The organism is Exiguobacterium sp. H66 (assembly GCF_018618705.1).
GTDB classification, from domain to species: domain Bacteria; phylum Bacillota; class Bacilli; order Exiguobacteriales; family Exiguobacteriaceae; genus Exiguobacterium_A; species Exiguobacterium_A oxidotolerans.
The window spans coordinates 528,084-541,021 of record NZ_JACSMQ010000001.1 but is presented as its reverse complement, the minus strand read 5'-3'; the positions used below and the strand labels follow the sequence as shown (position 1 = coordinate 541,021).

The 12,938-nt window shown below is 49.5% G+C and carries 14 protein-coding genes and 1 other annotated feature; of the genes, 12 read left to right on the top strand and 2 right to left on the bottom strand.

The features are described 5' to 3' along the window. The first annotated feature begins 1 nt into the window (after window position 1). The 9 genes from KNP88_RS02775 (at window position 2) to KNP88_RS02735 (ending at window position 7,224) form a co-directional block, all read left to right on the top strand. Window positions 2–676 (top strand): septum site-determining protein MinC, encoded by a 675-nt coding sequence (locus tag KNP88_RS02775; RefSeq protein ID WP_159173494.1) that lies wholly within the window; start codon window positions 2–4, stop codon window positions 674–676. A 5-nt stretch (window positions 677–681) separates the two neighbouring features. Next, complete coding sequence (gene minD / locus KNP88_RS02770; protein ID WP_051667297.1) at window positions 682–1,530, top strand: septum site-determining protein MinD; 849 nt, start codon at window positions 682–684, stop codon at window positions 1,528–1,530. Between the two features lie 63 nt (window positions 1,531–1,593). Next, window positions 1,594–2,940 (top strand): ribonuclease E/G, encoded by a 1,347-nt coding sequence (locus KNP88_RS02765; RefSeq protein WP_214892195.1) that lies wholly within the window; start codon window positions 1,594–1,596, stop codon window positions 2,938–2,940. A 66-nt stretch (window positions 2,941–3,006) separates the two neighbouring features. Next, window positions 3,007–3,076: a sequence feature (ribosomal protein L21 leader region), on the top strand. A gap of 15 nt (window positions 3,077–3,091) precedes the next feature. Beyond that, window positions 3,092–3,400 (top strand): 50S ribosomal protein L21, encoded by a 309-nt coding sequence (gene rplU, locus KNP88_RS02760; protein WP_012370978.1) that lies wholly within the window; start codon window positions 3,092–3,094, stop codon window positions 3,398–3,400. A gap of 3 nt (window positions 3,401–3,403) precedes the next feature. Further along, window positions 3,404–3,742 (top strand): ribosomal-processing cysteine protease Prp, encoded by a 339-nt coding sequence (locus KNP88_RS02755; RefSeq protein WP_029331048.1) that lies wholly within the window; start codon window positions 3,404–3,406, stop codon window positions 3,740–3,742. 14 nt (window positions 3,743–3,756) lie between these two features. After that, window positions 3,757–4,035: a 50S ribosomal protein L27 gene (gene rpmA, locus KNP88_RS02750; RefSeq protein WP_012370976.1), complete on the top strand. Its 279-nt coding sequence runs from the start codon at window positions 3,757–3,759 to the stop codon at window positions 4,033–4,035. A 69-nt stretch (window positions 4,036–4,104) separates the two neighbouring features. Beyond that, window positions 4,105–4,590 (top strand): Spo0B domain-containing protein, encoded by a 486-nt coding sequence (locus tag KNP88_RS02745; protein ID WP_029331047.1) that lies wholly within the window; start codon window positions 4,105–4,107, stop codon window positions 4,588–4,590. Window positions 4,591–4,605: 15 nt separating this feature from the next. Continuing rightward, on the top strand, window positions 4,606–5,901 hold the full coding sequence (gene obgE, locus KNP88_RS02740) for a GTPase ObgE (RefSeq protein WP_029331046.1): 1,296 nt from the start codon (window positions 4,606–4,608) through the stop codon (window positions 5,899–5,901). A 45-nt stretch (window positions 5,902–5,946) separates the two neighbouring features. Next, a complete protein-coding gene (locus tag KNP88_RS02735; RefSeq protein WP_088837530.1) occupies window positions 5,947–7,224 on the top strand; it encodes a hemolysin family protein in 1,278 nt (425 codons plus the stop codon). 523 nt (window positions 7,225–7,747) lie between these two features. On the opposite strand, the gene KNP88_RS02730 is transcribed toward KNP88_RS02735, so the two are convergent. Both KNP88_RS02730 and KNP88_RS02725 read right to left on the bottom strand, forming a co-directional pair. Then, window positions 7,748–8,290, bottom strand: coding sequence for a transcription repressor NadR (locus KNP88_RS02730; protein WP_088837529.1), 543 nt, complete (start codon window positions 8,288–8,290; stop codon window positions 7,748–7,750). 27 nt (window positions 8,291–8,317) lie between these two features. Then, complete coding sequence (locus tag KNP88_RS02725) at window positions 8,318–9,403, bottom strand: cysteine desulfurase family protein (RefSeq protein ID WP_214892194.1); 1,086 nt, start codon at window positions 9,401–9,403, stop codon at window positions 8,318–8,320. A gap of 97 nt (window positions 9,404–9,500) precedes the next feature. Here KNP88_RS02725 and KNP88_RS02720 point away from each other — a divergent pair, with 97 nt between their 5' ends. From KNP88_RS02720 to nadA, 3 genes are read left to right on the top strand one after another with little or no spacing between them, the layout of a single operon-like run. Then, complete coding sequence (locus tag KNP88_RS02720) at window positions 9,501–10,931, top strand: L-aspartate oxidase (protein WP_214892192.1); 1,431 nt, start codon at window positions 9,501–9,503, stop codon at window positions 10,929–10,931. After that, window positions 10,900–11,742 carry a carboxylating nicotinate-nucleotide diphosphorylase gene (gene nadC, locus KNP88_RS02715; RefSeq protein ID WP_214892190.1) on the top strand — a complete coding sequence of 281 codons (843 nt, stop codon included), beginning with the start codon at window positions 10,900–10,902 and terminating at the stop codon, window positions 11,740–11,742. Before KNP88_RS02720 ends, nadC begins: the two co-directional genes overlap by 32 nt. Continuing rightward, complete coding sequence (gene nadA / locus KNP88_RS02710; RefSeq protein WP_214892188.1) at window positions 11,732–12,829, top strand: quinolinate synthase NadA; 1,098 nt, start codon at window positions 11,732–11,734, stop codon at window positions 12,827–12,829. Before nadC ends, nadA begins: the two co-directional genes overlap by 11 nt. Window positions 12,830–12,938: the final 109 nt, after the last annotated feature.

Here is a 12,938-nt window from a genome sequence, read left to right as displayed (position 1 = left end):
CATGATTGAACGTAAGCGTTATGTAACGATGAAAGGTCATCGTGGTGGCCTTGCCGTTTATGTAAACGAACGGTGCAGTGTGGATGAATTTCTTGACGACTTAGAATTGACGCTTGCCGATAAATCCGTCGAGAACGGACGCGCCGTACCGATTACGTTCTTCTTTGGGCGACGTTACGTCGACGAAGGTGTCGTGACAGCGGTCGAATCGATTGTCGGACGACATGATTCCTTTTCATTTAACGGGTATGACAGTGAGTGCCTGACGAAAGATGAAGCAAAAGCATTATACGGGGAACGGACCTTCCACTATTTTGGTGGAACTGCTAGGAGCGGTCATGTCCTTGATATTGAAGGGTCCATCGTCGTCATCGGTGACATCAACCCTGGTGCTGTCGTACATGCGACTGGCAGTATCTATTGTCTCGGAGCATTAAGAGGAACGGTTCACGCCGGTAAAGGTGGTAATGATGAAGCAGTCGTCGCTGCAAGTATGCTACAACCGAAGTGGATTTCGATTTCCGACATCGTCCATGATGAACCGGATGATGCACCGGTACCGGCCTTAGAAATGGGTTGTGCGTTTATAGGGGAAGCGGGAATTGAATTTTCTCGACTCCAAACCGTTCCGCTTGCGCGGATGGATCAGTTTGCGATCGATAGTGAAAGAGGGTGACAGACATGGAACAAGTGAAAGAACAGGTACATAGAGATGCCAAAACGAACGTCGGGCGGGCGATTGTCGTCACGTCTGGTAAAGGTGGCGTCGGGAAAACGACGACGACTGCGAACATCGGAACTGCGCTCGCATTGATGGGCCATTCTGTTTGTCTCGTCGATACGGATATTGGATTACGTAATCTCGATATCGTACTTGGTCTCGATAATCGGAGTATCTATAACATCGTCGACGTCGTGACGGGGCAATGTAAGTTGCACCAAGCACTCGTGCGTGATAAACGTTTTGAAGAGATGTATCTGTTGCCTGCTGCCCAGTCTAAGGACAAATCGTCCGTCACGCCGGAACAGGTGAAAGCGATCATTGACACGTTGAAACTTGAATATGAGTTCGTTTTAATCGATTGCCCTGCTGGAATCGAGCAAGGATTCATGAACGCGATTGCGGGAGCGGATGAAGCCGTCATCGTCACGACACCGGAAAAAGCCGCTGTTCAGGATGCAGACCGAATCATCGGCATGCTCGAACGGTCGGAGCGTGAAATCGTCCCGCGTCTCGTCATCAACCGTGTCCGTTCACACATGATGGCATCAGGGGACATGCTCGACATCGATGAAATCATGCGTATCTTGTCGATCGACCTGCTCGGCTTGATCGTCGACGACGAAGAAGTCATCGCGGCCTCGCACCGTGGCGTCCCTGTGACGATGAATCCGGATAATCGGGCCGGACTCGGTTACCGGAACATCACGCGGCGGATTCTAGGAGAGTCAGTTCCATTACTCGACTTAAACGAACAACCGCAAAAAGGGTTCTTCGTGAAATTGAAAAAAATGCTTGGTATGAAATAAGTTAGGGAAAATAGACGAGAAGAGCTATGTTGCTTCTGGTCTATTTTTTTTGGAGGAATTCGTATGAAATGGATTAGTGAACAAACCCCGTCGCTTGAGCGTGTTGCGTTAGTTGAAGGCGGACGGGTCGTCGAGTACCATGAGCGGATGCGAGATGAGATTCGTGTCGGTACGCTGCTCTACGCGAAAGTCGATCGGCTGCATCCGACGCTTGAGGCTGCCTTTTTGATTGCGATCGATGGAACACCGCTTTACTTACCGATTAACGAAACACTGGAAACGTTACGCCGTTACCCGGATGTCCCGACAATCGGTCAGGCTGTCCAAGTCGGTCAGACCGTTCTCGTTCAGGTCGTCAAGGAAGGCACGGCACCGAAACAGCATAAAGTGACGCAAAACATCACCTATGGCGGACGCTATCTCGTCTATTTCCCGTATGGTCGGCGTGTCCGCTTCAGCCGGAAACTCGATCTCGTCACGCAGCAACAATTAGCGGAGCTGATTCAAACAAGTGAGATGGAAGGCATCTTGTACCGGACGGAAGCATCGCAAGCAGAAGTCGGTGTACTTGAGAAAGAACTGTTCCAGTTACGTGCCCGTCACGAACAAATGCTAAAGCAGGATAACTTAGAACAGGATGAATCATTGATTGTCCAGGAAGCGAAACGGCTCCCGTTCATCGAAGAAGCCTGTGTATCGAATCGAATGGAGAAAGAACGATTAGAGCAACTCGGATTACGCGTCGATCGTCCTGTGTTAAAAGGACGGCTCCCGGAGATGGAGCATGTCGACCGCGTCATCGAGAAAGCGCTCGAAAAAGTCGTTTGGCTCGATGGAGGCGCCTATTTATTGATTGAAGAAGTCGAGACGATGACAGTGATTGACGTCAATAGTGGAAAGATGATTTCCGTCAAAGAGCAAAAGCGGACGTTTGACCAAATCAATGAAGCGGCAGCCGGTGAAATCATGCGGCAATTACGCCTGCGCAACATCAGTGGCATGATTGCCGTCGATTTCCTGCGGGGCTCAAGTAAAGGGCAGACGCGTGTGACGCAATTGCTAAAGGAACGCGCCGCCCAAGAAACGAAACAAATCGAAGTCTACGGCTTTACGAAGATGGGCCTTTGCGAATTGACGCGGCAACGGCATGGAAAATCGTTACTCGAGCGTTCCATCGTACAAGGGAAGCCGTCACGGATTGCGATTCACCGACAACTCGAACCGAAGTTGATTGAAATTGCGACCTATGCGGAAGCAGCAGTCGTCCGCGTGCCGACTGGCGGATTAAGTCCGTTGTTGCTACAAGATGCACCGGTCGAGCTGTTGATTGTCGAAGGCGAAACCGGTATCTTATTTACGGGAACGAAGCAGGAATGTGAAGAATTTATCGGTCGTCAGCAAAAACAATAAGAACGTTATTGACAATAGTCAACTTCATTTGGTATTCTGAATAACGTTAGTTCGTTTGGAAGCACCAAATGACTACAACCGCACAGACCGGGTTTTAAAGCATCCGCTGCCCGTGATGGCGAGTCTGAGTTCCTAAGAGGAGGTGCACGTAATGTACGCAATTATTAAAACTGGTGGTAAACAAGTTAAAGTCGAAGCTGGCCAAGAGATCTACGTTGAGAAATTAAACGCAGACGTCGACAGCACAGTAGAATTCGGCGAAGTCTTGATCCTTGGTGGTGACGATGTTAAAGTCGGCGCTCCACTCGTAGAAGGTGCGAAGGTCGTAGCAACGGTCATCAAACACGCTCGCGCGAAAAAGATCACAGTCTTCAAAATGAAAGCTAAAAAGAACTACCGTCGTAAGCAAGGTCACCGTCAACCTTACACGAAGGTCCGCATCGAGAAAATCGAAGCGTAAGCCATGATACGTGTTAAGATTCGACGAGATGAAGCGGATTTGATCCGTTCCATCGAAGTGACAGGACATGCCGAGTTTGCTGAGCCTGGTCTAGATTTAGTCTGTGCCGGCACTTCAAGCGTGATTTTCGGAGCATACAATGCAATCGAGTCACTACTCGGGCAGGTCCTGCTCCTTGAAATGGCAGAACAACAAGAAGGTGGCTACTTTTATGTAGAACCGTACGCTGACTTAGCACCGGATGTCAGTGAACGCACCCAATTGTTACTGGAGGCGACTTTGGTCCAACTCGGAACCATCGCTGAAAGTTACGGTGAGTATATCCAACTTGAACAAATATAGGAGGTGGATTCCACATGTTGAAACTTAATCTTCAGTTCTTCGCATCGAAAAAAGGGGTAGGTTCGACAAAGAACGGTCGTGACTCGCAATCGAAACGCCTTGGGGCGAAACGTGCAGACGGTCAAACTGTTTCTGCTGGTTCAATCCTCTACCGCCAACGCGGTACGAAGATTCACCCAGGTATGAACGTCGGACGTGGTGGCGATGATACACTTTTCGCAACTGCAACTGGTGTCGTTCGTTTCGAACGTCTTGGACGCGACAAAAAACAAGTCAGCGTTTACCCAGCATAAGTGATCGATGAAGCAGACTCTAGCCACTTTCGGGGGTTAGGGTCTGTTTTTTTTAGGAGGGAACGACCGATGAAGGATGAGCAGGTACTTGATCTTTTAAAGACACTTCGTCACGAATGGTTGAATCGATTACAACTCGTTCGTTCGTATAGCGCGATGGGTGACGAGGCGGCGGTTGAATCGATTTGTTCAGTCTATCGCGAGCAAGCGTCACGAGAAGGACGCCTGACGTTGATTGAACTACCGAAAACAGCGCTCACACTTCAACGAGCGGATTGGACAGGCTTGACTGTCGAATATGATGTGATCGAGAAACCGAAGCAGATTGATGACGTACGGCTAGCGAAAATCATCGAGGCTGCGATTGATATGATTGAAGTGGGAGATGGAGAAGTATCCGTGACCTTCCATGAGGGCGTGACCATCGAGGTCTATCGGGATCTACTAGATATGTCGCGCCTTAAGAATCTAGTGACGCCGATGGAAATCGAGTCACAGACAGCCAATGAGTGTGTGATCGAAATTGAAAGTCTTCCTGTAGGGGAAGAGAAGTAATAGGAGGGATCTGACATGTTCGTCGATCAGGTAAATATTTATGTAAAAGCAGGAGATGGTGGACGCGGGCAAGTTGCGTTCCGTCGCGAAAAATATGTTCCAGACGGTGGTCCAGCCGGAGGAGATGGTGGGCACGGTGCTCACGTCGTTCTTGAAGTGGATGAAGGACTTCGTACGTTAATGGACTTCCGTTACAAACGCCATTTTAAAGCCGTTCAAGGTGAAAATGGAATGTCGAAGGGGATGCACGGACGGAAGTCGGAGCACCTCGTCGTTAAAGTACCACCAGGCACGGTCGTCTACGATGATGATACGGATGCAGTCATTGCCGATCTCGTTCATCACGGGCAACAAGCCGTCGTCGCTAAAGGTGGACGTGGTGGACGCGGAAACTCGCGTTTCGCGACACCTGCGAACCCAGCTCCGGAACATGCGGAAAACGGGGAGCCGGGCGAAGAGAAGTACTTGAAACTTGAACTCAAGATGCTCGCTGATGTTGGACTTGTCGGATTCCCGAGTGTCGGGAAATCAACGATGTTATCAATCGTCTCAGCAGCACGTCCGAAAATTGGAGCATATCACTTCACGACAATCACACCGAACATCGGTGTCGTTGAAACGGAAGACAGCCGTAGCTTCATCATGGCCGACTTACCGGGACTCATCGAAGGAGCAAGTGAAGGTGTCGGACTCGGTCACCAATTCCTCCGTCACGTCGAGCGGACGAAAGTCATCGTCCACGTCATCGACATGAGTGGAATGGAAGGGCGCGACCCGGTTGAGGATTACAACATCATCAACAAAGAACTGGCAGACTATAACTTACGTCTGACGGATCGTCCGCAAGTCGTCGTCGCAAACAAGATGGATATGCCGGATGCAGAAGCGAACCTCGAAGCGTTCAAAGAAGCTTTCCCGGACCTCGAAGTCTTTGCAATTTCTGCAGCGACGCGTCAAGGATTGCGTGACCTCTTGTTCCGGATCGCCGATCTCGTCGATGCGACACCAGAATTTGGTCTTGAAGAGCTTGAAGAAAAAGCAGCGACACCACGTGTTGTCTATGGTTACGAAGCACCAGAAGCTGGCTTTACGATTTCGAAAGATGAAGATGATTGCTTCGTCATCCAAGGACCACGGATCGAGAAACTCTTCACGATGACGAACTTCATGCGGGAAGAGTCGATTAAACGATTCGCTCGGACATTACGTCAAATGGGCGTCGATGATGAGCTCCGTAAGTTAGGTGCGATTGATGGGGACGTCGTTCGGATCCGTGACTTCGAATTCGAATTCATCGAGTCTTCGTTCTAAAGATCACGTAAATCATTCATTTAGGAAATGGAGTGTGAAATCATCGTGGACCCACTTCCCGCGATTCCGTTTATCTGGCTGCTCGTGTTATTGGTCATCTCAGCGTTCTTCTCTTCTTCTGAAACTGCTTTATCTAGCGCAAACCGCTTACGGATTTTGCATCAATCAGAAGAAGGCGACCGTCGTGCCTCACAAGCACTGCGCTTGTTCCAACGCTATGAAGAAACGCTGACCGCAATTTTGATTGGCAATACGATTTCGAACCTCGGTGTTGCGATGATTGGGGGATGGCTTGCGATGACGATGTCACCGGAGCCGTTACCACGCGTCGGCATCATTTTCGGAACGTTCTTACTGATTTTGTTATTCGGTGAATTGATTCCGAAATCTTACGCACGGGAACATGCTGAAAAGTACGTCCTCTGGATTAGTCGTCCACTGCGCATGTGCCTGAGTCTCTTCAAACCGGGAGTCTTCTTATTTTTAAAGTTGCGCCACGTTGCACTCGTCCTGATTGGTGCTGATCCGAAAGGACCGCTCGTAACGGAACAAGAACTTCGTGCACTCGTCGACATTAGCGAAGAAGAAGGCGTCATGGATGAAGCAGGGGCTGAGCTTGTCCACCGTGCCGTCGATTTTAAGAACATTACTGTCGAAGAAGCGTTGACACCACGAACAGATATTCAAGCGATTGATATCGATGACAGCTTCGAAGAAATTTTACGTGAGGTACAAAAAGGCGGTTTTTCCCGTCTGCCGGTTTATAAGGACTCGATTGACCATATCATCGGTGTTCTATCCGAACGTGATTTCTTACGCGAGTTCGTCAAAAATGGAACCGTCGACATCCGTGAGTGGATTCGACCGGTATCCTTCGTCGTCCCGCAAACCCATTTGATGGATTTGTTACCTGAACTGAAAGTGAAACAGTCACATATGGCTGTCGTACTTGACGAGTTTGGTGGAACGGCCGGATTAATTACGCTTGAAGATATTTTAGAAGAATTAGTCGGTGAAATTTGGGATGAGCATGATGAATCACTTGAATATACGAAACAGATTGGTGTAAACCGTTTCGAATGTCTCGCAGAGTATGATATTGAAGATTTTTGTGACCAATTCGAATTGACGATGCCGGAAACAGAAGCCCAGTCGCTGGGCGGCTGGATTATGGAACGTGTCGGTCAAATTCCTGAAGTTGGTACAACGATGACATATGAGCGTGTCACGTTCACGGTACTTCATGTTGAAAACCGCCGTGTCCGAAAAATATTAGCAACATTCGCGTCTGAAGTTGCTGAAACGGTCGAAGAACGATCTTGATCGACTTGGAAGAGGTCTGAACACAACACGTTGATTAAAAGCCGATGATAAAAAAGAAGGGATTGCCATCTATCATGGATGTGCAATCCCTTCTTTCAGCGTGTAGACAAAGTGATATCTGAAAATAAAAGTGTCTTTTTTCGTTGCTTTCCTCGGGCGAGGCGCAAGCCGTTGCTCCTTGGTCCTCATGGCCAACGAGCAGGGGCTTGCCTGCCTCTGCAGTGCGTTCCGCGACCCTGCAGCTTTGCTGTAGCGGCGCGGAAGATTGCCGCTTTGAAGACGAGGCGAGACAGGGAAGCACGAACTGTTGCTTCTCGATATCACATTTTTACGTTTCATAAGAGTTTGTCTACAGTCTAAAAGTCGAAGAGGCATATGCAATCATCGCTTAAAAATCAAACGTAATGAAAGACGATTCTGCCCTGTGCGCAAGAAACGCCGATGTTCCCGCTTTTATGCGGAGCCATCGGCGTTTTTTGTACATACTTTTTTCGTTCATGACGGTCAGGTGCATGCATTTTGGTTAGACGTCCAACTCGGAAACTAGGATGCCGAGATGATCTAACTTTTCAATTGCTGCTTCAAGCGCCTCATCACTGTCAGCTTCTAACGTATGGATGTGGACACCATCCGTCAGACTCGATAATGGGGTCGCCTGTGTTTCTTCAAGGCGTTCTATTAAAACGCGGACATCACGCCGACTTTTCAGCATCAACTCGCCCGTGATGAAACCGTAGACCGGATGTTCGACGATGACGTCAAGAACGGTGACGCCTTCGTCGACGATGGCGTCACATTCTTCTTTAAGTTGATCGTATCCATGACGGCAGACGATTTTTCGCCGTTTTCGTGAAGAATCGTTTTCTAGTTCGTTGAGTAAATACCCGCGAGCCGTAGCTACGACTGGATGACCTTTGGCTTTTAATAACGATAAATCCTGAACGATGACTTGTCGGCTTACACCCGCCTGTTTCGCAAGTGCCGTACCGGTGATCGGATGATCACTATCCTCGATAATCTGTAGGAGTAAGTTTCGACGTTCTTCTCCAGATTGTCTTCTTCCCATTGCCACTCCTGCCCTTCTTCAAAAAAATCATGTATCAAGTGTACATAAGAAATCGATACACCGCTCGACTTCCTCTTTTGTCGTATGAAGTCCAAAACTAAGACGAATCAGGCCGTGTGCTGCCGTTTCATCATACTGGATGGCACGAAGCGTAGAATTCGGTCCATTTTCGCCTGCCCGGCAAGCGCTTCCGGCTGAAACAGCAATTCCAGCCCGGTTCAGGGCAAGTAAAACGAATTGTCCATCCATCCGTTTCGTATGAATGGCACAAATCGAAGCCAGTTGATTGGGTGACTCGACGACATGATAACCCGCATGAGGAAGTCTTTTTTGTAGCATACCACGAAATTTCTGACTTGCGGCTTGGAAGCGAGGATTTTCAGATTGATAGTGCTCACAAGCAGTCAGGAAAGCGACGATTCCCGGGATGTCGACCGTTCCGGGGCGAATTCCAAGCTCGTGGTGGGCAGCGTAGTAAGGGCTAAAGAGCGGACGGCGTAAATAGACGGAACCAAGTCCTTTTGGTCCGTAGACTTTATGACTGCTGCACGTATAGGCATCAAACGAGTCGATTGAGAGGGGGTGTTTGAGAAATCCTTGCACACCGTCACAGTGAAATAAGATGCCTCTCGCCTGACAAAATTGAGCGATTTCTTCAACTGGAAAAATGAAGCCTGTGTCCGAGTTGACGTGTTGAATCGAGACAACACCGACTTCATCCGTGCAGACGGTCTTGAAGTACGTCCAGTCAAATGAACCATTTGGAAGCAGTGGTAAGAGAATCGTGTTTGAGGCGAGCCGCTCCAGTGGCAGGAGAACGGAATCGTGTTCGCAAGCAAGTGTCAAGACAGTTGTCTTTTGACTTTGACGAAGGAGGTGCTGTATCGCAATGTAATTCGCTTCCGAGCCACTACCGGTGAAAACGATATTTCCATCAGTTTGACCGAGTAGAGCTAAGAGCTGTGTACGTGCACGTTCGAGAATTTGTGCTGCTCGATTTCCTATGTCATGAAGTGAAGAACTGTTGCCGTAAGCTTGTTCAGCCGCCAATCGATACTGTTCAATTGCACCGGGGTACATCGGGGTCGTTGCCGCGTAATCTAAATAAATCATAAATGAATCGGATCCTTTCGTCTTGTCACTCGACTAAAAATATGCCAAACTTATTGTCAAGACAATAGTAAACTAAAAAAACAGAGGTGTAAAACAAATGTCTTTACATAAACATTTAGTGACCGATGTCTTGATTGTCGGGACAGGGCTTGCAGCAATCACGGTCGCACTCCACTTACCGGACAATCTGCGCGCATTACTCGTCACGAAAGGAACTAGAAGTGAGACGAACTCGATGCGGGCACAAGGGGGGATTGCTTCTTCGGCGCTCGAGGATGATCACGAGGCACATCGCGCAGATACAGTCCGCGCTGCAAAAGGATGGGTGAACCCTGAAGCCGTGGAGTTCGTAACACGCGAAGGAAGGACAGTGATTTCTGAACTCGAAGCACTGGGTGTCATCTTCGACCGTCAAGAGAATGGTGAGTACGCGGTTGGGCGTGAGGGAGCGCACGGTCTTCCGCGGATATTCCATAGCGGGGGTGACCAGACTGGGTGCCGGATGATGGAAACACTATCTGAAAAAATCACGCATCCAGTCCTTGAGCAGACCGTCATCACACAATTGTTAACGTCTGGCGGACGTGTCGTCGGAGCAGCAGGATATCGCGGCGAAGAGCGGATTGAAATTTCAGCACGTGCCGTCGTCTTGGCGACAGGAGGAATCGGCGGCCTTTTGTCGACTTCGACGAATGATACTACGATCACCGGAGACGGATTAGCACTTGCTGCTGCCGTCGGGGCAAACTTGTCTGATTTAGGGTACGTCCAACACCATCCAACGATTTTAGTCCACCATGGAAAATCCGTTGGCTTAATCACAGAAGCGTTGAGAGGTGCGGGAGCATACTTAATGACGCGCGATGGTCACCGTGTGATGGACAATCATCCGGAAGGGGACTTAGCGGCACGGGACGAAGTGGCGGCTATGATCACGGCAGTCCGAAAACAGGAATCGGTTTACCTCAACACGACACCGGTCAGACAGTTGGCGGAACGATTCCCGACATTCGCTCGAAAATGTGAAGAATTGAACATAAATCCGGAGCTTGTCGAGGTGACGACCGGCGTCCACTTTTTAATGGGCGGAATCGAAACGGATCTTGCAGGACGAACATCAGTCGCTGGTTTGTACGCAGTCGGAGAGACGGCATCAATCGGATTACACGGCACGAATCGTCTTGCTTCGAACTCGTTGCTTGAATGTTTTGTGATGGGAAAAGCCGTGGCACGGCAGTTACAGCTCGCACCTCGGAGGGCACTCCCTGCATTCCGACCGGTCTTTGGATGTGAGGATGATGTTTTACAGGAGAAGTTGAGTGAAGTCTTAACGGTGGAACTTAAAGAAGACCGTCTTCAAGCCACCCTTGAGCAATTAATGAGCGAGTCGGTTCAGCAAACGGGGCGGCAGGCGGAACAAAATCGATTACACATCATGACGGGACGTCTCCTCCTCGAAGGAGCATTACGTCGATTAAAAGAGGAGCGACAAACGAATGAACAGATGGCACCTGCAGCAACAACTTGAAGGATTTTTAATCGAGGATATCGGACATCAAGACATCACGAGTGAACTTTGTCTGACTGGACACGAGCAAGGGACGGGACGATTCCTTGCGAAAGAGGATGGCATCTTTTGCGGCGTCGCCGTGTTGCGTGAGCTTGCACGATTGCTAGAGGTGACATTCATTCAACAGGTTGAAGATGGACAAGCAATCAAGCGGGGACAAGTGCTTGCGGAATGGACGGGTGGACTGCGTTCGATTTTAAGCGGAGAACGGGTGGCGCTTAATTTGATTCAACGGACGTCAGGTATTGCGACATTGACACGCAGTGCTGTTGACCGGGCAGACGGACGAATTCGCATCGCGGATACACGCAAGACGACACCAGGTCTACGGATGCTTGAAAAACATGCTGTTCGCGTCGGTGGTGGCTTCAATCACCGGGGGCGTCTAGATGACGCCGTGATGATTAAAGATAACCACATCACGGCAGCAGGGTCGATCACGGAGGCAGTCAAACGGGCAAAACGTGCCGTCGGTCATACGACGCCGATCGAAGTCGAAGTCGAGACAGAAGCGGAAGTCAACGAAGCGGTCAAAGCCGGTGTCGACATCATCATGCTCGACAACCGAACACCTGCAGAAATCAAACAGCTCCGGCAACTGATCCCACCGCATATCACGGTGGAAATTTCCGGCGGTATTACAGTTGAGACGCTGCCAGACTACGCGGATAGCGGAGCAAATGTCATCTCACTCGGGGCGCTGACACATTCAGCGCCGGCACTCGATATCAGTATGAAAATTCAAGGAGGAAAAAAAGATGAGCTTTGATTTATTGGCGAATCAAGGGATTCCCGGACAGTACTTAGAAAAAACAGAGGCAGAATTAATAGCAATCATTGAAGGGGTCAAACACCGGATGGGCAGTCGGTTGTTTTTGCCGGCGCACCATTATCAAAAAGATGAAGTCGTCCAGTTTGCTGACGCAACAGGGGACTCGCTTCAACTGGCGCAAATCGCGAAACAGATGACGGAGGCCGAGTATACCGTTTTTTGTGGTGTCCATTTCATGGCGGAAACAGCCGATATGTTAACAGATGCTGAACATACGGTCGTCTTACCCGATATGCGTGCCGGCTGTTCGATGGCGGACATGGCGAACGGCTATCAAACGGAACGTGCCTATGCCTATCTCGTCAATCGGCTCGGTGACTCGATTTTACCTTTGACCTACGTCAACTCGACAGCAGAAATCAAAGCGTTCGTCGGACGCCATGGGGGAGCGACGGTGACTTCATCGAATGCTGTCAAGATGGTCGAATGGGCGCTTGCGGAACGGGATATTCTGTTTTTCCTGCCGGATCAACATTTAGGACGAAACACAGCGCATGCGCTCGGAATTCCGCTCGAACAGATGGCGGTCTGGGATCCGATCAACGATCAATTAGTATTTGATGGAGAAGACTCGGACATCCGTGTCATTTTATGGAAAGGGCATTGTTCGGTCCACGAAAAGTTCACGGTCGGTCAAATTGAACAGTTCCGGCTGACGGATCCGGCACGTCAGATTCTCGTCCATCCGGAATGCTCGTTTGAGGTCGTCGAAGCAGCAGATTTAAACGGTTCGACAGCGTATATCATCAATCAAGTGAAGCAGGCGGCAGCCGGCACGAAATGGGCGGTCGGAACAGAGATGAATCTCGTCAACCGGTTGGCGAAGGATTTTCCGGAGCAAGATATTGTATCCCTCAATCCATTCATGTGTCCCTGCTTGACGATGAACCGGATTGATTTACCACATCTTGCCTGGTCACTCGAACAAGTCGAGCGTGGCACGCCGGTCAACATCATCAGCGTCGATGCCGAGACGACAGAATATGCCGTCTTGGCACTGGAGCGGATGCTCGACCGATCATAAATCAGACAGCGCCTTGCCGATTAAACTCATCGGTGAGGCGTTTTTTGTCGGAAGAACATTTTGAAGCAAATCGGACTTATATGCTACAATAGCACGAGAGTTTGTAATT

Excerpts from the sequence above, each read along its gene's own strand:
- KNP88_RS02730 (WP_088837529.1), bottom strand. The coding sequence starts at position 8,290 with ATGGGAAGAAGACAATCTGGAGAAGAACGTCGAAACTTACTCCTACAG.
- minD (WP_051667297.1), top strand. The coding sequence starts at position 682 with ATGGAACAAGTGAAAGAACAGGTACATAGAGATGCCAAAACGAACGTC.
- KNP88_RS02720 (WP_214892192.1), top strand. The coding sequence starts at position 9,501 with ATGTCTTTACATAAACATTTAGTGACCGATGTCTTGATTGTCGGGACA.
- KNP88_RS02745 (WP_029331047.1), top strand. The coding sequence starts at position 4,105 with ATGAAGGATGAGCAGGTACTTGATCTTTTAAAGACACTTCGTCACGAA.
- rpmA (WP_012370976.1), top strand. The coding sequence starts at position 3,757 with ATGTTGAAACTTAATCTTCAGTTCTTCGCATCGAAAAAAGGGGTAGGT.
- rplU (WP_012370978.1), top strand. The coding sequence starts at position 3,092 with ATGTACGCAATTATTAAAACTGGTGGTAAACAAGTTAAAGTCGAAGCT.
- KNP88_RS02775 (WP_159173494.1), top strand. The coding sequence starts at position 2 with ATGATTGAACGTAAGCGTTATGTAACGATGAAAGGTCATCGTGGTGGC.
- nadA (WP_214892188.1), top strand. The coding sequence starts at position 11,732 with ATGAGCTTTGATTTATTGGCGAATCAAGGGATTCCCGGACAGTACTTA.
- nadC (WP_214892190.1), top strand. The coding sequence starts at position 10,900 with ATGAACAGATGGCACCTGCAGCAACAACTTGAAGGATTTTTAATCGAG.
- KNP88_RS02765 (WP_214892195.1), top strand. The coding sequence starts at position 1,594 with ATGAAATGGATTAGTGAACAAACCCCGTCGCTTGAGCGTGTTGCGTTA.
- KNP88_RS02755 (WP_029331048.1), top strand. The coding sequence starts at position 3,404 with ATGATACGTGTTAAGATTCGACGAGATGAAGCGGATTTGATCCGTTCC.
- obgE (WP_029331046.1), top strand. The coding sequence starts at position 4,606 with ATGTTCGTCGATCAGGTAAATATTTATGTAAAAGCAGGAGATGGTGGA.
- KNP88_RS02725 (WP_214892194.1), bottom strand. The coding sequence starts at position 9,403 with ATGATTTATTTAGATTACGCGGCAACGACCCCGATGTACCCCGGTGCA.